Origin of the sequence: Actinocrinis puniceicyclus (genome assembly GCF_018283645.1) — a bacterium.
GTDB lineage: Bacteria > Actinomycetota > Actinomycetes > Streptomycetales > Catenulisporaceae > Actinocrinis > Actinocrinis puniceicyclus.
Map to the genome: position 1 here is coordinate 1 of NZ_JAGSXH010000076.1, position 22,312 is coordinate 22,312.

A 22,312-nucleotide genomic window follows, 5' to 3' on the forward strand; every position below is an offset into this window, starting at 1 on the left:
GGGGTCGGGGACGCGGGGTTTCCGGCGGGCGGGTTTCCGGCGCCGCCGGATTGGCCGGGGCCGTGCGAGCCGACGTTGAAGGGCAGGAAGCGGGTTCTGGGTCCGGCGAGGCGGGTGGTGAGGAACACGAGGTCGGGGTCTACGGCGAAGTGCACGAGGGCGCGGCGGGCGAAGAGGAGTTCGTTCGGGTCGCGGTCTTCGCGGTATTGCCGCTTGGCGTCTTCGACGGTCCAGCGCTGCGCGGTGAGGGGGGATTTCAGTTCGACGGTGGCGATGGGGATGCCGTTGAGGAACAGGGTGAGGTCGAGGGATTTCGACGGGTCGCGGGGGGAGTAGTGCAGTTGCCGGGCGACGGTGAGCCGGTTGGCGTGGTACTCGTCGAGCGCGTTCGCGGCGAGGGTGTGGCCGGGGCGGAAGTACGCGAGGTCGATGGTGACGCCTCGGTCTTTGACGCCGTGACGTAGGACGTCGAGTGCGCCGCGTTGGTCGATCTCGCGCGCGAGACGCTTGTTGAACTCGCGTTGGGTGGTGTTCCGATCGCCGCCGTAGGAGGAGCGGAGTCGTTCCCAGGCGTCGTTTTGGGTCGTGCCGACGAAGGTGGCGACTTCGGAGGTGTCGAGCGCAAGGGCGGCATCGTAGGTGCCGCCGTAGCGGTGCCAGCCGGAGGCGAGGAGATCGGTCTCGATAGCCGATTCGAAGGCTGATTCGGCGTAGGGCTGCGGGTGGGACGCGGGTGTGGTCATGAGAGGTCGGCTCCCCGCGCGGTGGTTACGTCGATCTGCCCGGTGACTGCGGCGGTGATCAGCGCCTGCCTCCGCTCCGCCAAAAGCGCGAGCTGGCGAGCAAGGGCTTCCTTGAGGGCATCAGTCTGCTTCGCGATCGCGGCAACGTCGACAACTAACTCGCGTTGTGCTTTGACGTCGAGGCGTGGAATCGGCCAGTTCTTGACCTCCTCGAAGCGGATGTTCGCCATCGATTGGGATGCGCCGTTGGACGACGCGGAGCAGAGATCGCGCACGCGGCTCCAGCGCGCGACGGCTGCAATGTAATTCGGGTCGACGGACTCAGCGAGCTTAACCCGGAAGATCTTGTCACATAGCAGCAGGCGACTTCTGATCTCGGGCACGACAGTGGTTGATCCAACAAGATCCGGCGTGTTGGCGCGCGTGATTAGGAGATCGCCTTCTCGTACTTCGAGTGCTCTGTCAACAGGCTCAGAGGCAGGGAGTCGCTTATTCTCGTCTGGGAAGAACCTGCCAGGTCGGATGCAGCTGACCTTGAGAACTCCCCATTCACCGACTTCCGCGGGATAACTTTCGCATTGCGGGCTTGATCCCTGTTCCATACTGGTAACCAGCCGGCGAAGCGGGGTGATTCCAGACGAAGCAACTAGCTCATCGAAACGCGAGTCTAGGTACGCTGACTCTCGTTCATCGAGTAGGCGCCGAGCTTTGAGATTGAGGTCCCGCAATGAGTCAATTCGTGTCGTCTCGGCGTCAAGGAAGTCGGCGATACGGCGCTGCTCGTCAACCGGGGGGATGGAAATGGGCAGCGCCCGGACTCGGTCAGCGCTCAAGTGGTAGATATTCGCACCACTCGCGATCGAGGCAAACTCGCCGTTGCCGAATGCGGACCGTGCCCACCAGCCGAGGAACCGGCCTGCGACACCTGCACGTGGGCGCAAGCGAAGCAGTGTGTTCTGAAAGCACACAGTGCCCGAAAGTTCGCCGCGCCAGACTGCCGCCGCCCCTACTGACGACAGGCTTCCGCTGCCCTCAGTCACTAGAACGTCACCGTGTTCGAGCGCGAAGATCTGCTGCTCTGTGGGCGAGAAATTCATCTCCTTCACGTCGCCAAGGTCGAGCGTTCCGTCCTTAACGTTGGCAGCGCGCAGATATCGAACCATATGCGGCCCATAGTCGTGTTGCGGTGCCCGCTGACGTCCAATGACGACCTCCGCTGCACCACGCAGGTTCATTTGGCGTCTCATCCGGTCACCTCGCCGAGGAGAGCCTGAATCTGGGCCTCAAGGTCCTTCAACTCGGCATCGATCTCAGCCAAGGGTCTCGGGGGCGTGTACACGTAGAAGTGCCGCGTGAACGGGATCTCGTACCCGATCTTCGTCTTCTCCTTGTCCACCCACGCATCCGGCACGTGCGGCAGCACTTCTCTCGCGACGTACTCGTCAACGTCCTCATCCAGCGGCACGTTCTCGAAGTCCCGCAGATCCGCGTCAGGCACCGGCGCACCCTTCACCATCTGCACCTCACCACCCGGGTCCGAGATCGCGATCGCGCCCCACAATCCCTTCTCCAGTGCCGCACTCGCCGGCCACGCGATCCCCGCCTCCGCAGCCGCCGCGTGCAGCGCGTTCTTCGCGTCCTTACGCGTCCACCAAACCGTCCCCAACAACGGCTTGAACGCCTCCACCAGTTCCCCGCGCGCATCGAACTTCGCCAGCGCCTTCGCCTCCCCGAGCGCCGCCAGCGTGTCCTCGCTCACCTCGTACCGCAGCTTCAGCGGCCGCTCGACCGTGATCCGCTGGTAGCCGAAGTCCCGCGTCCGGAACACCTTCACCTTGCTATGCCCCGGATGCTCCGGGTCACTCGCCGCCGTCACCGCATCCGCATACAACCGCGTGATGTCCGCGATCTGCGCCTCGGTGATCTCCTTGCGCTTGTCCCCGAGGCTCTTGCGCATCTTCGCCCACTGATCCCGCGCGTCCAGCAAAATGACGCGGCCCTTCAACTCCTTGCGCTTCCGGTTCGACAGGATCCAGAAGTACGTCGAGATCCCCGTGTTGTAGAACAACTGGTCCGGCAGCGCGACGATGCCCTCAAGCCAGTCGAACTCCAGAATCCATCTTCTGATGTTCGACTCGCCCGACTCGGCCGCGCCCGTGAACAGCGGCGAGCCGTTGAACACGATCGCGAGCCGCGAGCCGCCGCGCTCCACCGGCTGCATCTTGCTGATCATGTGCTGGAGGAAGAGGAACGAACCGTCGTTGATGCGCGGCGTTCCTGCACCGAAGCGCCCGGCGTGACCGCGCGCCGCCTCCCGCTCGACCGCGTCCTTGACCTTCTTCCACTCCACACCGAACGGAGGATTCGCGAGCATGTAGTCGAAGGTGCGGCCGCCGTGCCTATCGTCACTGAACGAGTTACCGAACGCGATCTCGCCCTCGTGGTCGCCCTGCGCCCTCAGCAGCATGTCCGAGCGGCAGATCGCCCACGACTCCGCGTTGAGCTCCTGCCCGAAGAGGTACACCTCGGCATGTGGGTTGATGCTCTTGAGGTGGTCCTCGGCCGTCGTCAGCATCCCGCCGGTACCGCACGCCGGGTCGAGGATGTTGATGACCTTCGCGCCCTTGACCTCCTCCTCATCCGGCGCGATCAGCAGATTGACCATCAGCTTGATCACCTCGCGCGGGGTGAAGTGCTCACCTGCGGTCTCGTTCGAGTCTTCCGCGAACTTCCGGATCAGCTCCTCGAACAGGTAGCCCATGCCGTGACTGTCCACTGCATCCGGGCCGAGGTCGATGTCCGTGAACTTCCGCACCACCAGGTAAAGCAACCCGGAGTCGTGCAGGCGCGTGACCTCCTGGCTGAACTTGTACGCGTCCAGGATCTCCTTGACGTTCTCCGAGAAGCCGTTGATGTAGTCGATCAGGTTCTTCTTCGCCGTCGCCGAGTCGTTGCCGATCGTCGAAAAGTCCTGACGCGACCTGTTGTAGAACGGCAGCTTCGCGGCCATCCGCAAGATCTGGTCCTTGTTCTCCAGTTGCAGCGCCGCATCCCGCGCACGGACCGCTTCCCGCGTCGGCGCCATCACGCAGTCGAGCCGACGCAGCACCGTCAACGGCAGGATGACCTGCCCGTACTCGTGCCGCTTGTAATCCCCGCGCAGCAGGTCCGCGACCGACCAGATGAAGTCCGCGAGCTTGCGGTGCGTCTGCGTGCTCTGTGGCTGCGTGGTCGGGGATTGCGGTGCGCTGAACATTGAGGCGCCTTGCTGAACTTCGGACACGGCTCACACTCGTCTCGTCGGGTAGTGCAACAGCAGTTTTTCACTTCGCAGGGCTCGGCGACCGGAACTTCGGTCAACGCGGCCGGTCGTTCACCAGCGCAGTCGGCGTTCAGCAGTTCAGTCGGGAGGCGCCAGCGCGCCGGACGTCAGCCCCTCCAGCGCCGTGCGCACGACGTGCCCGCTCACCTCGGTCGCGGTGCGCAACACGGATTCCAGTTCCGCCAGCGACCGGAACGCCTTCCCGTATCGGCGCTGCTGCGCGATCGGCAGGCGCGGAATGCGGCAGCGTCGCAGGTCGTCCCGGCTCAGCGAACCTGACGTGTTCGCGCTCGGGATGCTCACCGCGTCGGCGTGCAGGAAAGCCGCGAGGAAGTACGGATCAAGCCGGCTGTCAACGATCTCGATCACGTTCGTGACCGTGCGCTCGTCGGCCTCGTTACCGAGACCGCTCCTGCTCTCGCTCGCCTTCCTGGCCGCGCTCGCGAGGCCGCTTCCGACGCCGGTCCCGTTGCTGTTCGCGCGATCCGTCGCCACGGTCGGTGGCCGCTTACCCGCGTGCACGAGCACGTCCCCGGCGCGCGGCGTGAAAGCACGCGGATGGATGCGCAGCGCCCCGGCGCGCTCAAGCTCGTGAAGCGTCGTCGTCGTCGCGCGCAAATCCGGCAGCGGAGCCGATGCCACGCCCAGCTGGCTCTTGCTCTGGTTCGTTTTCTGGCCGGGCGAGCCGGGTTGCAGTCGCGGTAAGCCGGCGGCCAGACGCTCCAGCAGCGTCGGCAACTGCTGCGCCGCCCGAATATACGCCGCCGCCAGATCGCGGTCCGTTCGCTCGACGAACCGCGACGCGAGCAGCGCCACATCCTCATCCAGCAACTCGATCGCAGGCACCTCCCGGCACCGCGCCGGATCCGCGAGCACCGCCCGCCACGCCGCAGGCTCGGCAGGCAACTCCAGCAGATCGACATCAGCCAGATCGATCATCGCGACCGTGCGGTCCGGCTCACCGTACGGACGTCGCAGAACCCAGAGAACCGCGTCCGTGCCGCCGCCGAAGTCGCCCGCGTCGACAGCGCCACGCCCGGCCGCCTTCGCCGGCAACGCGATGACCGCGCGCAACGCCCCAGCCCGCAGCATCGCGGCCCGGATCGCGCGGCCGCTCGGCTGAACACAAGTGCGCGGCGACACCGCGACAACCGCAGTCGCGTCCGGCCGCAGCAACGCGTAACAGTGCTGCACCCACGCCAACTCCGCGTCGCGCGGCGCGGGCAAACCGAACACCCAGCGCGCATCCGTCGCCAGCTCATCCGCAGGCCACACCGGCTGATCGAGCGGCGGTTCGCAGAGCACTGCCGCCGCACGGCCGCGATACGCCCGCAAGGCGTCCCCGGTCAGCGAATCACCAGCGCGGATCATCGTGCGGTCAAGATGCGAGAGCTGTGGGAACTGCGAGCCGTGCGAGAGCTGTGACGCGTGCGAGAGCTGTGCGGCTTCAGCGGCCAGACGAACCGACGCGCGGCGCGCCGCATCCACGTCGACACCCTGCCCGGCGAGCTGCACCGCGTCACCGAATCGCGCCCCGGCCGCCGCGAGCAGATCACCGCTTCCACAAGCCGGGTCGACCACCGTGCCGGCCGTCGCCTCCGGAAGCAGCGCGGCGAGCATCGCCGCGAAAACAGCGCGCCGCTCCCGCTGCACACGCAACGCCCGCCGATCCCGCACCGCGGCGAGCGAAGGCGCGTGCGCGCCGAAACTCAGCCCGATCCGCAACGCGCCGGCGTCGTCTCTCACCTCAACGCCGTCACCGCGCCCTTCAACGCCACCGGATTGAGCGGCACCGGACTGAGTACCACCGGACTGAGCGCCGAGATCGGCGACGAACCGTGCGCCGGCGACCGAGTCATCAGTCCCGGCAGAGTCGTCGCTCGACGCCAGGGCCTGCCGAGCGAACCGGACCGCGAGCTGCCCCGCCCGGTCGAGGCGCTGCGTGCCGGTCGCGGTTACACCGGCCGTGCGCAACTGCTCGCCCTTGCCCGTGTCCGCCAGCCACTTCTCCACCTCCGCGAGCGCGAAAGTCGGGCTACTGGCCGGGCCGCCGACCGGCTTCGGGAAATCCGGATAGCGCCGCCGCCAATTCGACACCGCCGCCCGGCCGACCCCGGCAAGACGCGCGATCTCGGCGCTCGTCACCAGGGGCGTGTCCGCCTCATCCAGCATCCCAGCCTCCTTCGGACCGATCGCGACCAACCGTACACAGGCGCGCGCCGCGACGCAATCGTGATCTTAGTGAACCGCGTTGACAGTGTTCACAAAACCAGGGATAGTCATGACTCGTCGATGTTCACGGGAGTCCTGATACTGGCTCTGACGACCCGATTGCCCCGCGTTGACCCGCGCTGCCGTGTGAACGGTTCGCGGGCGCTGACCGGCGCGCAGTCCGCAGAGTCCCCGGCACCCACAGGCGCCCGTGTGAACACGCATCCGCGTTCCACAAGGCTCAGATACAGCTTCGAGGAGAACGAGAACCATGGACGAGCGTCCGCAGAACCCGCAGCAGTTTCAGTTCCCGTACACCGCCGCGCCGCAGCCGCCGCAGCCGCCGCGCAAGAAGCGCCGCGCGCTGCGGATCGGCGGCCTCGGATGCTTCGGCCTGATCGCGCTGCTGATCATCGGCGGCATCGCGTCCCTGGTCGGCGGAGTCAAGAACGCCCCACCCATCACCGCGCTGCCGGCAGACACCAGCACGGCGACCGCCGCCGGGACCACAGCCACCGCCACAGCCGCGACGGGCGCGACCGACACGAGCACCAGCCCGGCCGCCGCCGCCAGCACCAGCGCGCCGGCCGCGCCCGTCGCCCCCGCGAAACACGTCGCGCTCACCGTGAAGGGCGAAGGCACCAAGACCACCAAAACCTTCAGCACCGGCGACGACTGGTCGATCGCCTACACCTTCAACTGCGCTTCCTTCGGCAGCCAAGGCAATTTCCAGATCTACACGTACACCGACGGCTCCCTGAGCGACACGCCCGTGAACGCCCTCGACGAAAAGGGCAGCGACACCACCTACGAGCACGGCGACAGCGGCACGCACTACCTCGAAATCAACTCGGAATGCTCCTGGACCGTGACCGTCACCGACGGCGACAGCGGGCAGTGACCGATCAGCAGGGACCGATCAGCAGTGACCGATCAGCAGTGACCGGCCGGCAATGACACCCCGGCAATGATCGACCCGCAGCGACGGACGGCGCCGGCCGACCGACCCGCCGCGACCCGGCAACCCGTCGCATGACATGATCCGCGACATGGGAAGGCTGCGCCGATGGGCACGCCAATGGGCCATCGCACTCGCGATCGACCTCGCGGCACTGAGCGCCTTCAGTCTCGTCTACAACCTCGCGACCCAGGGGACCGTCCCACCGCCGCCCGGCCTGACCTACGTGCGGACCGGCGACATCAACACCAGATACATCCAATGGGGCACACACGGAAGCCCGATCGTCCTCGTGCACGGCTTCATCGAATCCGCCGACACGTGGGCGCCGACCGCGCGCCTCCTCGCCGCCGACCACCGGGTCTACGCGATCGACCTCGACGGCTTCGGATACACCGAACGCGTCGCCCCATACACGACCGCTCACCTGACCACGCAACTGCTGGACTTCGTCGCGGCCCTGCACCTGACCCGGCCCGTACTGGTCGGGCACTCCAGCGGGGCCGCGGTCGTGGCCGCAGCCGCCCTCGCGGCCCCCGACCGCGTCGGCGCCGTGATGTTCCTCGACGGCGACGGGCTGCCGCTCTCCGGCGGCGGCCACCCGCCCTCCATCGTCAACCCGTACCGCACGACCCTGCTACGCCTCGTGCTGCGATCAGACACCGCGATCCGGCTGATCTACAGCCTGACATGCGGGAATCAGTGCCCTGCGCTCACGTCCGCCGGCGTCGAGCAGTGGCGCCGCCCGCTCCAGGTCCCGGGCGCCGAACGGGCCATCCCGCAAGTGCTGGGCGCGGGCATCCCGTCCCTCTCGACCACGCAACTCGGCCGGCTCGCGGCGCTCTCCCGCGTGCCGAAAGCCGTCGTCTTCGGCGCTGACGACCCCGAATACGACCCCGGCGCCGCGGCCGGAACCGCCGCGCGGATCGGCGCGCCCGCGCCGACGCTCATCCCGTCCGCACGACACCTGACCCCGGTCAGCAGCCCGGCAGCGGTCACCGCAGCCGTGGAAGAACTCGCCGCGCGGGCGGTCGGCCAGTAGTGACGTAGCCACCCGACCGGCGCGCGCCAAGCTCGGACCTCGTCGTAGATGACGAGAGGACTCCATCACCGAGCCTTACAGCCCTCTGATTCGTTCGGGTAACGATCCCGTGGCGTTCACTCGGCGCGCCTGGCCGCGTTCGGGTACGAGCGCTGAAATCGAACTGTCGGTAGCCCATGAAACGATCGGACTGGAGACCGCAGTGATCCGCTCGTCGCTTCGCCGCACGTCGATGGTTGGGTTCACGCTCACCGCCGCGTGCGTCCTGCCACTTCTCGTGTCGGAAACCGCCTCCGCCACCGGGACGCTCACCCAGATCGTCTACCCGGACGACACCCACGCCCCGGTCTACGCCCTCATCAACTCGGCGACCAAGAGCCTTGACATGACGATGTACGAGCTCAACGACACGACGGCCGAGCAGGACCTGGCGAACGCGGCCGCCCGCGGCGTCGCGGTCCGGGTGATCCTGGACGGCAGGCAGAGCACCAAGAACGGCCCGGCTTACACCTTCCTGAACTCGCACGGCGTGCCGACCGTCTGGTCCTCCTCGACGTACTACTACACGCACGAGAAGTCGATCGTGGTCGACGGCGCCTCGGTCTACATAGCCAGCGGAAACCTGGACGCCACCTACTACTCGTCCGACCGCGACTACGCCGTGACCGACACCGACCCGGGCGACGTCGCGGCCGTCGAGCAGGTCTTCAACGCCGACTACACCGGCACCGCGATCACCCCGAGCGACGGCACCGACCTGGTCTGGTCGCCCACCGACTCGCAGACCCACCTGCTCGACCTGGTCAACTCGGCCACCAGGACGCTGGACATCGAAGAGCTCGAGGTCTCCTCCACCACGATGATCGCCGCTGTGGAGAACGCGGCCAAGCGCGGGGTGCGCGTCGACTACATCACCGAGTACAACCGGTCCTGGACCAGCACCTACAAGCAGCTCAAGAACGCCGGAGTGCATCTGAGCTACTACGGCTCCAACGCGGCGCTCTACATCCACGCCAAGGCGATCGTCGCCGACTACGGCACCTCCGCGGCGAAGGCGTTCGAGGGATCGGAGAACTTCTCCGACACCTCCCTGAACCAGAACCGCGAGCTGGGCGTCATCGTGTCGGACTCCGGCGTGCTCAACCGGGTCGAATCCACGATCGCCGCCGACTTCAGCGGCGCGACCCCGTTCTAACCGCCGGCGCGTTTAACCGCGGATCCGTTCTGAACCGCCGCCCCGTTCTCACCGCGGACCACTGTGCCCCTGTCCTGTCGAAACCCATCCGGCGGGGCGGGGGCACGGTCGTCCTCCCACGCCCGCCATCGCGCTGCCGCAATACCGAGCCAGCCGGCCAGCCGGCCAGTCGGCGTCGGCTCGGCGCCGAAACCGCTGGTATCGCAGACATCGACGATCGTCTGTGGCATGCTGAATGACGGGAGAAGGCATAAGGGACAACGCGAAGCGGTGGCCATGCGGGAGGGGCTGCGATGTCAGGCCACATGCCCGGGTCGCGCACGCCACCGGAAGTTCAAGGCACGCCCGACACCGGACAGCCATGGTGCGGATTCACCCAGGCCTGGCGCCTCGGTTTCCGCGAGGTCTACACCGTGTGGCTGCCCCGCGGGCGCACCGAGGTCACCGATATCGCCATCGGCCGATGGCAGACCTGGGCGCGCTGGCTCGGATCCGCCTACGGTCCCGGGCTGCTGACCATCGTCGTGCTCGCGGCCGGCGCGGCGCCCTCCTTCACCGCGGACAACGCCGGCCTGCTCATCCTCCTCGGCACGATCAACGGTGGGATGTTCGCGGCGGCCGTGCTGTCCTGGAAATACGCCCTGCTGCGAGCGCACACGCTCGACGAGTTGCTGGAACCGTGCGGCAATCGGGACGACCTGGTCCGGATGATCACGACCGCGTTGCGGCACCGGTACCAGGCGAGCCTCCCGCTGGCCTTCGCCCTGATGCCCTGGATCGGGTTCGGCCTGGCCGATGATCGATGGCTGTCATCCGCGACCGGCTTGCTGCTCCTGGTCAACGCCACCTGGTCGCTGATGCTGCTGGGCAACGTCAGCTACTGGCTGATCGTGCCGCCGCTGCTGGTGATCCGGCTGCGATCCACCCGCGAACTGCGCCTGCGCTGGAACGACCCCGCGCGCACCGCCGGAATCAGGACGCTGTCGGAGGGGTACGCCTTCCCTGCGGTCTTCCTGGCGCTGGCGGCGTTCGCGGTGACCGTGCCCGGGGCGGTCTTCGACGATCCGCTGTTCGGGCGGCTGCTGCCCTACCTCTACCTCTGGCTGGTCACGCTCAGCCTGTGGGTCGCGGTCGCCAGCCAACTGTCGATCTACGCGATAGTGCGCAGATACCGGCTGCGGGTGCTCGACGAACTGGCGGCCGACGGCAGGCTGCTGTTGGCCGAGGGGCAGGCGGCCGCCCTGCCCGCCACGGTGAAACAGGATAGCGACCTCGACGCCGTGCTCACGGTGTACGGATCGGTGGCCGGCGCCCCAGGACTCCCGTACGGCACGGCGCTGGTCGTGCAATACGTGGCGGCCGTCGTCGGCTCGATAGTCGCCTTTTTGCTACAGTAAGTAATCGAAGCATTTCGGAGAGGTGTAGGCGAGTGTTGCAGCTTTCGCGGGACACGAATTTGACGAAGGTCCGCGGTTACTACGACCGCGGCGAGTCCCGTATCGGATACCGCGTCCTGCTCGGCGGCACCAAACACTTCGGCTACTACGAGCCCGGCGCGTCCGTGTGGTCCATGTGGCGGTTCAAAGCGGCGATGCGCCGGATGGAAGACCTGCTCGCGCGGCGGCTGGCGCTCGCGCCCGGCAGCAGAGTGCTGGACGCCGGATGCGGAGTGGGCAACGTGGCGCGCGCCCTGGCCGACCGGCACGGCCTCGACGTGACCGGGATCGACATCCTGGAATTCAACCTGCGGGAAGCCTCCCGGCGCACCGCCCGCGCGGGACTCGGTGAACGCACCCGTTTCCAACGGGGCGATTATCACCGACTCGAATTCCCGGACGCGTCGTTCGACGGCGTGTACACGATGGAGACCTTCGTGCACGCCGCAGACCCGGAGGCGGCGCTCGGCGAGTTCTACCGTGTCCTCAAGCCGGGCGGACGCCTGGTGATGTTCGAGTATTCCCGCACCCCGGAGGAACAGGTCTCCGCCGCCGCGAACGCGGCGCTACGGCGGGTCTGCGATGAGGCGGCGATGCCGGCATGGCTCCGGCTCTACCACGGCACGCTGGACGAAATGCTCGCCGGCCAGGCATTTCACGTCGAGCGGTCGGTGGACGTGACCGCGAACATGATGCCGATGCTGCGCGCTTTCAACCTGATCGGCAAGTTCCCCTACTGGTGCGGCCGGGTCACCGGGTTGACGTACAAGGTCGTCAACGCGATGAGCGCGCGCGAGATGTACAAGCACCCGGAGGTCTGGCGCTACGGCGTCCACACGGCCGTCAGGCAGTAGCCGGCGTCCGGCAGTAGCGGGGCCGCACCGGGCCAGATCGGCGGGACTGGGCGCAGCCGGGAGTGATCAGCGCCGGCCGGCCGGTTGGGGCCGGCCGGACCAGCGTTTCGTCGCCGCGGGCCGGGTTACGCGGCGTGCATGGTGCGTATCGGCTACGACGCCGACCGGGTTTCACCGAGGTCGCGCTCGTGCAGGTCGGCGGCCGGCACCGGCAGCCATTCCTGGACTGGGTCGAGAAGAAACTGCTGCCCGCACTGCGTGAGCTGTAGACAAGTGCGTGAGCTGTAAACGACGGATGCCGGCGGCGCGGCAGACGAGCGGCGGAGAAGGAGGCGCGGTCATGGACGAACGGGAGACCGCCGGCGCGGCCAGTGACGGTACGCGCGTGGGCGCGGTGTTGTTCGATGTGGACGGGACGCTGGTCGACACGGCGTTCCTGCACACGGTCGCCTGGTGGCAGGCGTTCCGGCAAGCCGACAGGACGGTGGCGATGGCGCGGATCCACCGGGCGATCGGCATGGGCTCGGACCACCTGCTGGAGCACCTGCTCGGGCCCGACCGGGACAAGGACGCGGACGGCGAACTGTCCTCGGCGCACGACGCGCTGTTCGCCGCCCACTGGCCGAACCTGCGGCCGCTCGACGGCGCGGACCACCTGCTGCGGGCCTGCCACCGGCGCGGCTGGCGCGTGGTGCTGGCCAGTTCCGCGAAGGACGCGCAACTGTCGGCGATGCGCGCTGCGCTGGACGCGGAGGCCGAGATCGACGCCGTCACCGGCGCGGACGACGTACAGTCGAGCAAACCCGCGCCGGACCTCGTGCAGCGCGCCCTGGAACGCGCGGGCGTCGCGGCGCACGAAGCGGTGTTCGTCGGCGACACGCGCTGGGACGTGGAAGCCGCGGCGCGCGCAGGGGTGCCGTGCGTAGGGATGCTCTCAGGCGGCTGGTCGCGGGCCGAGTTGGAACAGGCCGGGGCCGTGGAAGTGTACGAGGACCCTGCCGAACTGCTCGGCAAGCTCGATGCCAGCATCCTGAGCCGACCACCCTCGCCTCAGCGTGCGTAGACGCGGCGGCAGCCCGGTCGCTCAGCCTGACGGCTGCCTGGCCGTGGCGGTGACGATCTGGGTGCGCAGCGGCGCGAGCTTGGCGCCGATCTGCTCGATCGTCTCCGTCGCGACGCCGAGGCCCGCCAGCGTCTCGACCAGATGCGCGACGACCGCGTCGAAATCCTCGTCCGCGATCGCGAGCCCGGCATGCGCGGCGCCCATATCGCGGCCCTGATACAGCTCGGCGCCGCCGAGCGCGGCGGTCAGGAACGCGCGCTGATGCGTCTTGAGCTTGCGCAGATCGACACCGGAGAAGAAAGGCGCGAGCGCCGGGTCGCCGAGCAGGCGCTCGTAGAAGTCGTCCACCGCGACACGCACGGAGGTTTCGCCGCCGATCGAGTCGTACAGGGTCATCGGGCTGCCTTTCTGGCCGCGCGGCAAGGCGGGCGAGTCTGGGGAGCGAACGCCGGAAGCACTTGGAACGCCGGGAACAGGCAGTGCGGTGTCCGCGTCGGCCGAATACGCACCCGGATTCAGACCTCCGGATACCGGCCTGATCCGGACATTACGGCCGCATTGTTGCCCGCTGCTTCCGCGAAAGCGACGAGCGCGCAAGAGAGCCCGCACAACGCGACTCGGCGGCCGTGACGACGCCGAACCACAGATGAAGCGTGGCGTCGCCCACTCTCAGCGGTACCTGCTTCCGGCCCGGCCGCCCCGGCCGCCGCCCCGCGCCGCGAACGCCGCCTGCCGGCTATCGCGCACGGCGGCGCGCAACGAGCGCGGCCACAGCAGCCACGCGAAAGGCTCCACGAGCACCAGCGGCACCGCGGCGAGCGAGAGCCACTTCGCCAGGCCGCGGCTGAAGGCCGCGTGTCCCTCGTCGGCCGACCAGGCCGGCAGGTAAGCGCCGCCGAGGATGTTGTCCGCGCGCCACTGCCAGAAGGCGTCCAGCCACAGCGCGGCCACGCCCGCCAGCAGGCACACCACGCCGGCGCGCCAGAACACGCGCCGGTGCAGGCGGCGCCAGCGCAGCACCTGCGAACCCTGGTCGGCGGCCCTGCACCACACCCGCGCCGTCGCGCCGCCGACGAAAAGCGCCAAAGCCGCCGCGGCCCACATGTTCTCGACGTCGACGTCCCGTCCCGTCTGCGTGTACATGATGACCACCACCGCCGAGACCATCAGCAGGCCCGAGAAGAACCACCGGCGCAGCCGTGCCGGTACGACCCGCCGCGTCCGCGCCATCTCGCGGCCGCCCGGCTCGCCGGTCAACAACTCCATCCGACCCCGGTCACGGTCCAGCCCGGCCATCCGACCCTCCCGAATCTGTGCCCGTCGTCAGGTGCTCGCGCCGCACGGTGCCTTGTTTCCGTTCCCGTGCCCGTTCCTGGTCCCGCTCGCGCTCGCGCTTGCGGGCATAGTGACGGGCGGCGCGGACCCGGTCGCCGCACCGGGTCGAGCAGACATGCCGCGCGGCGTGCGTACGAATGAAAACCCTGATGCAGTTGTGCGCCTCGCACCGGGCCAGCCGATCCGCCAGCGGCCCCGCCAGCAACTCGGCCGCGCTCGCCGCGAGCGCCGCCAGCACCTTCGCCAGCGGATCGCCCGACCGGCGCTGCTGGGTCACCTGCGGGCCGTTCTCATCCCAGACCAGACGGGTGACGCAGGGCGCGGCCGCGAAAGCGGTGTTGACGTCGTCGAGAGCCGCGGCGAGCCCCGGAAAACCGGCCTGCGCACCGCCGCCCACCCCGAGGAAACCCGCCACGCCGTCGGCGCCGCCGGCGCTGTCGACACCGCCGGCGAGCCGCGCGTCGAACAGGATTCTGATCGACTCCCGCAGCCCGGTCAGCCGCGCCACCGCGTCCGCGTCAAGCGGAAGATCCGCCGCCCCGCACTCCCCGGCACCCGCGCTGACAAGACCGTGAACGGTGAGCCACGCACGAGCGCTCGCGGGATCAGAAAGCAGATCCACCCGCCCCTCAGGGCCGTCAAGCCGCGTGTTGACCAGAGCCAAGGCGACCGAAAGCTCCTCACCCGGAATCGGCGGCGAAACCGGCACCGAACCGCCAGAAGCGCCCAGGGACTGCGAGGTCATGCCCCCATCCTAATAGACTTCACGGCAAAGCTTGCGAGGTTCCGTGAGGTTCACTAGGCTCACTCACGCTGAATGATTTGATTAGCCGTGAGGAGCGCGCATGTCCGCCTCATCCGTCCCGCTCGCGATCCAGGTCACCGGTGGACCCACCGCCGTGCTGCGGATCGCCGGGCTCTGCCTGGTCACCGACCCCACCTTCGACGGCCCGGGCCAGTACGAGAGCCCGTCCGGCGCCGTGCTGACCAAGACCGCCCCGGCCGCCGCGGACGCCGCCGCGATCGGTCCCGTCGACGCGGTGCTGCTCTCTCATGATCAGCACGCTGACAACCTCGACCACTCCGGCCGGGCCTTCCTCGCCACCGCGCCCCTCGTGCTGACCACGCCCAGCGGGGCCGAGCGGTTGCGCGGCGCCGACACTCGAGCCGGCCTCGGCGACGCGGTACGCGGACTGGAGCCCTGGGACACCGTCGAACTGCCACTGCCCGGCGCTTCGGGCCAGGACGCGCCCCAGGGCGCGCAGACGTTGACGATCACCGCGGTCCCGGCGCGGCACGGCCCCGAGGGCTGCGAGCCGCTGACCGGCGAGGTCGTCGGCTTCGTGCTGGCCGGCCCGGGCCTGCCGACGGTGTACGTCAGCGGCGACAACGCCTGGCTCGGCGCGACCCGGCAGGTGGCCGAGCGCTTCGGCCCGATCGACACGGCGCTGCTGTTCGCCGGGGCCGCACGCACCGGCACCCTGGACGGCGCGCTGCTGACCCTCGACAGCGCGCAGAGCGCCGACGCCGCCGAGATCCTCGGCGCCCGGCGCGTGGTTCCGGTCCACTACAACAGCTGGAAGCACTTCACCGAGGGCGCCGACCAACTGCGCGAGGCGTTCGAGAGGGCCTGCCTCGGCGACCGGCTGGTTCTGCTCGCACCGGGTGAGTCGGCCGAACTGTAGACGAGCGGTCACCGCGGCGGCGGCCCGCGTCGCCCGCACACGGCAGGCAAGGACGATGTTTGGCACGCGACCCGGGACGGTTTAGGTTGAGTGCGGACTCAAAGGAGAGGCAGGCCGCCGGTGGGTGAAGGCTCGATGCAGTTCGATCCGGACGTGACCGTGGCCAGCCCGTCGAGGGTTTACGACTACTGGCTCGGCGGTTCGTTCAACTTCGCCGTGGACCGGGAACTGGGCGACCGCATGATCGCCATCGATCCGACGATCGTGCCGATGGTGCGGGACAACCGGTCCTTCCTGCGTCGAGCCGTCACCTGGCTGTGCGAACACGACGTCACCCAGTTCCTCGACCTGGGCTCCGGCATCCCGACCGTGGGCAACGTGCACGAGGTCGCCGCGCGGCTGCGCCCCGAGGCGAAGGTCGCCTACGTCGACTGCGAACCGGTCGCGGTCACCATGAGCACCCGGCTGCTCGAAGGCAACCCGAACGCGACCATCACCCACGCCGACCTGCGCGACTGGCAGACCGTGCTGGCCGCGCCGACCGTCGCGGGGCTGCTGGACTTCAACCGGCCGATCGCCGTGCTGGCCCTGTCGGTGTTGCAGTACTTCGACGAAGCGGCGAACCCGGCCGAGACCATCGCGCACTACCGGCGCGCGCTGGTACCCGGCTCGTACCTCGGGATCACCCATATCTCCGCCGACGAGGCCGGGGTCGACATGGTCGGCCTGGCGGAAGCGACCAGGAAGGCCGCGGTCAGCGCGCACCTTCGCACCCGCGAGCAGGTGATGCGGCTGTTCGGCGACGCACAACTGGTGCCGCCGGGCCTGGTGCGCGTCGGCGAATGGAACCCGCAGCCCGGCGCCCCGGCCGCGGTGCCGGGGATCTTCGGCGGTCTCGGCCGCGTGCCCTGACCGCCCGGCGCGGCCGTTCGGCGCCGCCGCCCGGCCCGGCTCGCCCTGTTCGGGTAACGATGAGGCCCCCGGCTTGATCCTTCGCCCGGTGGTCGTCAGCATGCTGTGCATGTCTACGATCGTCGCCTTCCACGCGCATCCCGACGACGAGGCCCTGCTCACCGGTGGCACCCTCGCCCGGCTCGCGGCCGAGGGGCACCGCACCGTCATCGTCGTGGCCTGCGACGGCGTCATGGGCGAGGCGACCGGCGAAGAGGCGACGCGGCGGCTCGACGAACTGCGGGCCAGCGCGCGGGTCCTCGGTGCCGCCCGCACAGCGCACCTCGGCTATGCCGACAGCGGGCACGGGCCGCTGTTCTTCCCCGACCCGGCCGACCGGGTCCGCTTCGCCCGCGCCCCGCTCGAGCAGGCCGCCGCGCGGCTGGCCGAGATCCTGCACGAGGAGAGCGCCGACGTGCTGCTCAGCTACGACCCGAACGGCGGATACGGGCACCGCGACCACGTGCGCGTCCACGAGGTCGCGGCGCGAGCGGCCGAACTGGCGGGCGTCAGGCGCGTCCTACAGGCCACCGCGCCGCGCGAACCGATCGCCCGGGCCGTCAATGCTCTGCGACTGTTGGGCCTGCTGCGCCGCTACGACCCGGCCGCGATCGCCACCGCCTACAGCCCGCGCGCGGCGATAACCCACCGGGTCGACGTGCGCCGGTTCGCCGGCGCGAAACGAGCCGCGCTGGCCTGCCACGTCTCACAAGTGCGCGGACCGGGCCGCGCGGCGCTGCCGCTGCGGCTGCTCGTGCGCCTGCCCTCGCCGGTCTTCGGGCTGCTCCTCGGCCGCGAATGGTACGTCGATCCCGGCGCGGTCGCAGGGGGCTTCATCCGCGACACGATCGTGTAGCGGACGGCGACGGGACCAGGCCGCGGTGGTAACAGACCACGACGAAGGCGGGCCCGGACGAAAGCAGACCCCGGATGGAAGCGGACCCCGGATGGAAGCGGACCCGGATGGAGAGGGCTGAGGAGGAGCGGGTCGCGCGGCGCGGATGCGCCCGGCCGCGTACGCGCCGCGTCGTTCTGGCGGCCCGTCTTGCTATGGCGCGGGACACTAGGGCGCCGCTGCCCGGCCCGCGTCGCGGCCTGTGTCACCGCCGCTGTCACCGCCTGTGCCGCGGCTCAGGTCGCGGCTGAGATCGCGGCGCAGCGTCTTGGCCAGGTGGCGCAGCATCGCGACGAACGTGATCGTCCATGCGGCCAGTGCGAACCAGCTCTCGTCCGCGCCGATCGCCTTCACGATCGGCAGGCTGTCGGCCTGGCCGAGATAGTGCCCTGCGACCGCGTACATACCGAGGGGGAAGACGATGCTCCACAGCGTCGCCTCGTACCGCAGCGGCACGCGGTGCACCACATGCCGCCACACGCCCGCGGCCACCAGCGGCGGAATGAGCCAGGTGCCGAAGACCCAGAACACCACCGAGGACCCCGAGATCAGCCCCCTGGTCGCGTTGACCATCGGTGCGTCCGCCATCTGCGTGATCCGTGCTCCGGCCACCACCGTGATCGCGGTCGAACCCATCGCCACCCAGTACGGCGGGGTCAGGTCCCTGGGCTCCAGCTCGTAAAGCAGCATCCTGCTGGTCACCGCGAAACCCACGGCCGCGTACAGGAAGACCCCGACCGACCAGGAGAACACCGCGAGCAGCGCCAGCTCCCGCCGCCCCTGCAGCACCGACGGCTCCAGCGCCGCCGCGAGCACCGCGACCGACTCGCTGGCGACCACCCAGATGAACCAGGTGCCGTTCGCGGCCCGCAACACCGGGCGCCGCGCCTGCCCGAGCGCGGCCGTCCACGGCACGACGTACCCGAGCACCACCCACGCCAGCCACCCGACAACGAGCAGCACGAAAGCCACCGTGTGGTAGCCGCCGGTCGCCAGCCGCGCGCCCACCACGTCGGTCGCCGCGACGAACGTGAACACGCCGAAGGCGCGGCGCGGGTCCGCCATGTCCGCGGCGAGCGCGTCCCGGAACCGTACCGCGCGCCACACCGTCAGCACGGTCAGCACCGCGTAGCTGAGCCCGGCGATGGCGAGCAAGAACCCGGACAGCACGGACAGGCCGTGGGTCTGCATCGAGATCGACACGATGCCGGTGGCCATCACCAGAGCGAAATAGCCGGGGTTCAGGCCGCGCACGGCCGCGCGCACCGGATGGTCCACGCCCGCGGGGATCGCGTCCGGACCTACCGCGTCTTGACCCGCCGCGCCGGGACCTACCGCGCCGGGACCTACCGCGTCCGGACCCGCCGGGTCCGACGCCCCTGGCTCAGTACGGGACACCGATCTTCCGCCACTTGCGCCCGCCGGTGCCCGGCTCGTTCGGATGCGAGGCGACACGGCTGCGGAACACGATGTACGGCCGCCACAGGTACCACACCGGGTAGCTCCACGCGTGGACCAGACGGCTGAACGGCCAGATGGCCCAGATCAGCCACGCCGCGGTCGCGTGCACCTGATAGATGACCGGCGCGTGCGCGATCGCCTGCACGTCCGGTGAGCCGGAGAACAGGCCGCGGAACCACGGCGCCACGCTCGTGCGGTAGTCGTAGCCGCCGCCGAGCAGGTTGATCCCGATCGTGGGCGCGATCCCGGTGAACACGATGATCAGCAGCAGGGTCAGCGCCACGTAGTCGATCGGCGCGGTGGTGGCCCGCACCCGCGGCACGAACAGCCGCCGCGTCGCCAGGATCACGATGCCGCCGATGACGAGGACCGCAGCGACGGTGCCCGCGGCGGCAGAGAACCAGCGGTACCCGGACTCGGGGATGCCGATCGCCTTCGTCCACGACTGCGGGATCAGCACCCCGATGACGTGTCCCGCGATCGCCGCGAAGGTGCCGTAGTGGAACAGCGGGGCGCCCCACTTGAGCCGGCGCCGCTCCTGCAGCTGCGTCGAGCGGCTGGTCCAGCCGAACTGGTCGTAGCGCCAGCGCCACACGTGCCCGACGACGAACACGCCGAGCGCGAAATAGGGCAGCGCCACCCACCAGAAGATCTGCGCGGTGGTCGTGTTCACCGTGTCCCACTTTCTCGAACCGCCAGCAGTTCCTGCCGCGTGTCGCGCTCCTGCCCGTACCCGGCGAGATACCCGGGCGGCGCGAAGGGTTCCAAGCCGACCTCCTCGCGCGGCGGCCCGGACTCCCACGCCTTGACCACCAGCGCGAGCTCGCGGCGCCCGAGCCGCGGAAGATGCGCCGAGACCGCGGCGAGCACGTCCGCGTAAGGGGACTCGGCCTTCTCCAGCCCGCGCCGCAGCAACTCGACGTCCGCGCGGTGTCCGTGCAGCAGCTTGCGGCCGCGTTCGGACAACGCCGCGAAATCCAGCACCATCGGCAGATAGTCCGGCAGGTCTTCCTCGCAGGGCACGAAGCCCGCGGCCCGGTACGCGGTCTTGAACTCGACCATCGCCATGCCGCGCTTGCGGGTGTCGCCGTAACGGAAATAGGTCAGGTACAGGGCGCAGCGGCGGCGCAGGTCGAAGGTGCGCACGTAGTGCTGCGCGACGGCGGACGGCTCGGTGGCGCGAAGCCAGGCCAGGAAACGGCCGAAGGACTCCCGGGCCGGCTTCGGGCCGCCGGCCGCCGCCGCGAACGCGTCCAGTTCATCGAGCCCTGCGAACAGCGCCCCGGTCGGGTACTGGAGCAGCACGGAGGCGAGCTTGAAACCGGCCGCCTCGGACGAATACCGCACTGTGGCTGTGGCTGTGGCTGTGGCTGTGGCTGTGGCTGTGGCCGGAGCCGGAGACGGAGACGTGGCGCGCGTCGGGCCGTTCACGCCAGGCCGCCTTCGGCCGGGTCGTGCGCGCTCACCGCGCCGCGATCCGGGAAGAGTCCCGGGGCCTGGCCCTTTCCGCTCCAGCCGAGCAGGTTGAAGCGGGTGCGACCGTCCTCGGCCTCGAAGGTCTGCGGCGAACCGGGCGTGCCGGTGGGGCGGTAGGAGCTGATCCCGTGCCCGCCCATGCCCGGCCCGCCGTCGGTGTCGAGGCTGCAGAACAGCTGCTCGTGCTGGCCCATCAACCGGCCCGCCTCCTCGGCGTGCGCGGGCGGGATGACGTAACGCTCCTCGTACTTCGCGATCGCCAGCAGGCGGTAGAGATCGTCGAGTTCCTCGTCGCTCGCGCCGACCGACGCCGGCAGGTCCTCGTCCAGATCCAGCCCGAGCTGCCCGGCGCGCTGGATCGCGCGCACCGCGGCCAGTTTGCGCAGCACCCGGCGGATCGGTGCCGGGTCGCCGGCCGTGAACAGGTTCGCCAGGTACTCCACCGGGATGCGCAGCGAGTCGATCGTCGCGAAGACGTCGTCGGGCCGATCCGCGTCGTAGCCGGTCGCGTTGACGACATCCGCGACCGGCGAGAGCGGCGGGATGTACCAGACCATCGGCAGCGTCCGGTACTCCGGATGCAGCGGAAGCGCGACCCGGTGCCGCACCGCCAGCTGGTAGACCGGTGAACGGCGCGCGGCCTCGATCCAGTCGTGCGGGATACCGTCCGCCGCCGCCGCGGCGCGCACCTCGGGATCCTCCGGATCCAGGAACACGCCCAGTTGCGCCTCGTACAGGCCCTGCTCGTCGGGCGTCGCCGCGGCGTCGAGCACCTTGTCCGCGTCGTACAGGAAAAGCCCGAGGTACCGCAGCCGCCCGACGCAGGTCTCGGAGCACACAGTCGGCTGCCCCGCTTCGATGCGCGGGAAGCAGAACGTGCACTTCTCCGCCTTACCGGTGCGGTGGTTGAAGTACACCTTCTTGTATGGGCAACCTGAGACACACATCCGCCAGCCGCGGCAGCGGTCCTGGTCCACCAGCACGATGCCGTCCTCCGAGCGCTTGTACATCGCCCCGGACGGGCACGACGCGACGCACGAGGGGTTGAGGCAGTGCTCGCAGATGCGCGGCAGGTAGAACATGAAGACCTGCTCGAACTCCATCCGCACGCGCTCTTCGAGCCCGGACAGGTTCGGGTCGCCGGCCGCGTGCCGGGGCGCGCCGGCCAGGTCGTCGTCGAAGTTGCTGCCCCACTGCACGGTCATGTCCCGGCCGGTGAGCGCGGAGATGGAGTGCGCGCTCGGATTGGGCGTGCCGAGCGGGGCGTCGATCACGGTCTGGTAGTCGTACGTCCACGGGTCGCCGTAGTCGTCGATGGTGGGCAGGTCCGGGTTGTAGAAGATCGTCAGCAGCTTGCGCAGCCGGCCGCCGGCCTTCAGCTGCAACCGGCCCTTCTTGTCCAGCGCCCAACCGCCGCGCCACTGCTCCTGGTCCTCGTAGCGGCGCGGATAACCGACCCCGGGCTTGGTCTCCACGTTGTTGAAGTACACGTATTCGGTGCCCGGACGGTTGGTCCACACCTGCTTGCACGTCACCGAGCAGGTGTGGCAGCCGATGCACTTGTCCAGGTTCATCACCATCGCGACATTCGCCATTACGCGCATGACAGCTCACTTCGTTCGCGGACATCACGGCTCACTGGGTTCGCGGGGTGCGCCGCGCTCCCTCCGGCTGGACCCGGGCCC

20 protein-coding genes and 1 pseudogene are annotated in these 22,312 nt (G+C 69.3%); 10 read left to right on the forward strand and 11 right to left on the reverse strand.

Going from position 1 to position 22,312, the window contains the following annotated elements:
• The 4 genes from KGA66_RS19595 to KGA66_RS19610 all read right to left on the reverse strand — a co-directional run.
• On the reverse strand, positions 1-743 hold a 743-nt coding region (locus tag KGA66_RS19595), incomplete at its 3' end, for a type I restriction endonuclease (protein ID WP_211469621.1).
• Positions 740-1,978, reverse strand: a complete 1,239-nt coding sequence (locus tag KGA66_RS19600; protein WP_211469622.1) for a restriction endonuclease subunit S — start codon at positions 1,976-1,978, stop codon at positions 740-742. The genes KGA66_RS19595 and KGA66_RS19600, both read right to left, overlap by 4 nt.
• Positions 1,979-1,986: 8 nt before the next feature.
• Positions 1,987-3,999, reverse strand: a complete 2,013-nt coding sequence (locus KGA66_RS19605; RefSeq protein WP_211469623.1) for a type I restriction-modification system subunit M — start codon at positions 3,997-3,999, stop codon at positions 1,987-1,989.
• Positions 4,000-4,143: 144 nt separating this feature from the next.
• Entirely contained in the window at positions 4,144-6,237 is a 2,094-nt protein-coding gene (locus tag KGA66_RS19610) for an N-6 DNA methylase (protein WP_211469624.1), read from the reverse strand.
• Positions 6,238-6,547: 310 nt separating this feature from the next.
• Between KGA66_RS19610 and KGA66_RS19615 the strand changes: the two genes are divergently transcribed.
• From KGA66_RS19615 to KGA66_RS19640, 7 genes and pseudogenes are all read left to right on the forward strand, one after another.
• On the forward strand, positions 6,548-7,177 hold the full coding sequence (locus KGA66_RS19615) for a hypothetical protein (protein WP_211469625.1): 630 nt from the start codon (positions 6,548-6,550) through the stop codon (positions 7,175-7,177).
• Positions 7,178-7,325: 148 nt separating this feature from the next.
• On the forward strand, positions 7,326-8,276 hold the full coding sequence (locus KGA66_RS19620) for an alpha/beta fold hydrolase (RefSeq protein ID WP_246508130.1): 951 nt from the start codon (positions 7,326-7,328) through the stop codon (positions 8,274-8,276).
• A gap of 232 nt (positions 8,277-8,508) precedes the next feature.
• Positions 8,509-9,471, forward strand: a complete 963-nt coding sequence (locus tag KGA66_RS19625; protein ID WP_211469627.1) for a phospholipase D-like domain-containing protein — start codon at positions 8,509-8,511, stop codon at positions 9,469-9,471.
• Between the two features lie 293 nt (positions 9,472-9,764).
• Complete coding sequence (locus tag KGA66_RS19630; protein ID WP_211469628.1) at positions 9,765-10,868, forward strand: hypothetical protein; 1,104 nt, start codon at positions 9,765-9,767, stop codon at positions 10,866-10,868.
• Between the two features lie 32 nt (positions 10,869-10,900).
• Complete coding sequence (locus tag KGA66_RS19635; protein ID WP_211469629.1) at positions 10,901-11,761, forward strand: class I SAM-dependent methyltransferase; 861 nt, start codon at positions 10,901-10,903, stop codon at positions 11,759-11,761.
• A gap of 167 nt (positions 11,762-11,928) precedes the next feature.
• A pseudogene (locus KGA66_RS31130) lies at positions 11,929-12,030 on the forward strand (LLM class F420-dependent oxidoreductase); the annotation flags it as partial.
• 71 nt (positions 12,031-12,101) lie between these two features.
• Positions 12,102-12,824 (forward strand): HAD family hydrolase, encoded by a 723-nt coding sequence (locus KGA66_RS19640; protein ID WP_211469630.1) that lies wholly within the window; start codon positions 12,102-12,104, stop codon positions 12,822-12,824.
• Positions 12,825-12,845: 21 nt separating this feature from the next.
• On the opposite strand, the gene KGA66_RS19645 is transcribed toward KGA66_RS19640, so the two are convergent.
• From KGA66_RS19645 to KGA66_RS19655, 3 genes are all read right to left on the reverse strand, one after another.
• Positions 12,846-13,220 (reverse strand): group I truncated hemoglobin, encoded by a 375-nt coding sequence (locus KGA66_RS19645; RefSeq protein ID WP_211469631.1) that lies wholly within the window; start codon positions 13,218-13,220, stop codon positions 12,846-12,848.
• A 273-nt stretch (positions 13,221-13,493) separates the two neighbouring features.
• On the reverse strand, positions 13,494-14,120 hold the full coding sequence (locus KGA66_RS19650) for a hypothetical protein (RefSeq protein WP_211469632.1): 627 nt from the start codon (positions 14,118-14,120) through the stop codon (positions 13,494-13,496).
• The gene (locus tag KGA66_RS19655; RefSeq protein ID WP_211469633.1) at positions 14,101-14,904 is read right to left on the reverse strand and encodes a CGNR zinc finger domain-containing protein; all 804 of its coding nucleotides are present in this window, start codon (positions 14,902-14,904) and stop codon (positions 14,101-14,103) included. The genes KGA66_RS19650 and KGA66_RS19655 overlap by 20 nt, the downstream gene beginning before the upstream one ends.
• 100 nt (positions 14,905-15,004) lie before the next feature.
• On the opposite strand from KGA66_RS19655, the gene KGA66_RS19660 reads away from it, so the two are divergent.
• From KGA66_RS19660 to KGA66_RS19670, 3 genes are all read left to right on the forward strand, one after another.
• Positions 15,005-15,844 carry an MBL fold metallo-hydrolase gene (locus tag KGA66_RS19660; protein WP_211469634.1) on the forward strand — a complete coding sequence of 280 codons (840 nt, stop codon included), beginning with the start codon at positions 15,005-15,007 and terminating at the stop codon, positions 15,842-15,844.
• 120 nt (positions 15,845-15,964) lie between these two features.
• Complete coding sequence (locus tag KGA66_RS19665; protein ID WP_211469635.1) at positions 15,965-16,756, forward strand: SAM-dependent methyltransferase; 792 nt, start codon at positions 15,965-15,967, stop codon at positions 16,754-16,756.
• Positions 16,757-16,865: 109 nt separating this feature from the next.
• Positions 16,866-17,651, forward strand: coding sequence for a PIG-L deacetylase family protein (locus KGA66_RS19670; RefSeq protein ID WP_211469636.1), 786 nt, complete (start codon positions 16,866-16,868; stop codon positions 17,649-17,651).
• A gap of 207 nt (positions 17,652-17,858) precedes the next feature.
• On the opposite strand, the gene KGA66_RS19675 is transcribed toward KGA66_RS19670, so the two are convergent.
• The 4 genes from KGA66_RS19675 to narH all read right to left on the reverse strand — a co-directional run bounded on the left by KGA66_RS19675 (position 17,859) and on the right by narH (position 22,231).
• Positions 17,859-18,908 carry a tellurite resistance/C4-dicarboxylate transporter family protein gene (locus tag KGA66_RS19675; protein ID WP_438822060.1) on the reverse strand — a complete coding sequence of 350 codons (1,050 nt, stop codon included), beginning with the start codon at positions 18,906-18,908 and terminating at the stop codon, positions 17,859-17,861.
• Positions 18,909-19,074: 166 nt separating this feature from the next.
• Positions 19,075-19,824, reverse strand: a complete 750-nt coding sequence (gene narI, locus KGA66_RS19680; RefSeq protein WP_211469638.1) for a respiratory nitrate reductase subunit gamma — start codon at positions 19,822-19,824, stop codon at positions 19,075-19,077.
• Positions 19,821-20,498: a nitrate reductase molybdenum cofactor assembly chaperone gene (gene narJ, locus KGA66_RS19685; RefSeq protein WP_211469639.1), complete on the reverse strand. Its 678-nt coding sequence runs from the start codon at positions 20,496-20,498 to the stop codon at positions 19,821-19,823. The genes narI and narJ overlap by 4 nt, the downstream gene beginning before the upstream one ends.
• Positions 20,499-20,578: 80 nt before the next feature.
• On the reverse strand, positions 20,579-22,231 hold the full coding sequence (gene narH, locus KGA66_RS19690; RefSeq protein WP_211469640.1) for a nitrate reductase subunit beta: 1,653 nt from the start codon (positions 22,229-22,231) through the stop codon (positions 20,579-20,581).
• Between the last annotated feature and the right edge of the window lie 81 nt (positions 22,232-22,312).

Bases quoted from the DNA above. Each gene is read 5' to 3' on its own strand.
- narH (WP_211469640.1), bottom strand. From the start codon at position 22,231: ATGCGCGTAATGGCGAATGTCGCGATGGTGATGAACCTGGACAAGTGC.
- KGA66_RS19625 (WP_211469627.1), top strand. From the start codon at position 8,509: ATGGTTGGGTTCACGCTCACCGCCGCGTGCGTCCTGCCACTTCTCGTG.
- KGA66_RS19645 (WP_211469631.1), bottom strand. From the start codon at position 13,220: ATGACCCTGTACGACTCGATCGGCGGCGAAACCTCCGTGCGTGTCGCG.
- KGA66_RS19640 (WP_211469630.1), top strand. From the start codon at position 12,102: ATGGACGAACGGGAGACCGCCGGCGCGGCCAGTGACGGTACGCGCGTG.
- KGA66_RS19605 (WP_211469623.1), bottom strand. From the start codon at position 3,999: ATGTTCAGCGCACCGCAATCCCCGACCACGCAGCCACAGAGCACGCAG.
- KGA66_RS19630 (WP_211469628.1), top strand. From the start codon at position 9,765: ATGTCAGGCCACATGCCCGGGTCGCGCACGCCACCGGAAGTTCAAGGC.
- KGA66_RS19655 (WP_211469633.1), bottom strand. From the start codon at position 14,904: ATGACCTCGCAGTCCCTGGGCGCTTCTGGCGGTTCGGTGCCGGTTTCG.
- KGA66_RS19600 (WP_211469622.1), bottom strand. From the start codon at position 1,978: ATGAACCTGCGTGGTGCAGCGGAGGTCGTCATTGGACGTCAGCGGGCA.
- KGA66_RS19620 (WP_246508130.1), top strand. From the start codon at position 7,326: ATGGGAAGGCTGCGCCGATGGGCACGCCAATGGGCCATCGCACTCGCG.
- KGA66_RS19660 (WP_211469634.1), top strand. From the start codon at position 15,005: ATGTCCGCCTCATCCGTCCCGCTCGCGATCCAGGTCACCGGTGGACCC.
- KGA66_RS19615 (WP_211469625.1), top strand. From the start codon at position 6,548: ATGGACGAGCGTCCGCAGAACCCGCAGCAGTTTCAGTTCCCGTACACC.
- KGA66_RS19650 (WP_211469632.1), bottom strand. From the start codon at position 14,120: ATGGCCGGGCTGGACCGTGACCGGGGTCGGATGGAGTTGTTGACCGGC.
- KGA66_RS19675 (WP_438822060.1), bottom strand. From the start codon at position 18,908: ATGGCCACCGGCATCGTGTCGATCTCGATGCAGACCCACGGCCTGTCC.
- KGA66_RS19610 (WP_211469624.1), bottom strand. From the start codon at position 6,237: ATGCTGGATGAGGCGGACACGCCCCTGGTGACGAGCGCCGAGATCGCG.
- KGA66_RS19670 (WP_211469636.1), top strand. From the start codon at position 16,866: ATGTCTACGATCGTCGCCTTCCACGCGCATCCCGACGACGAGGCCCTG.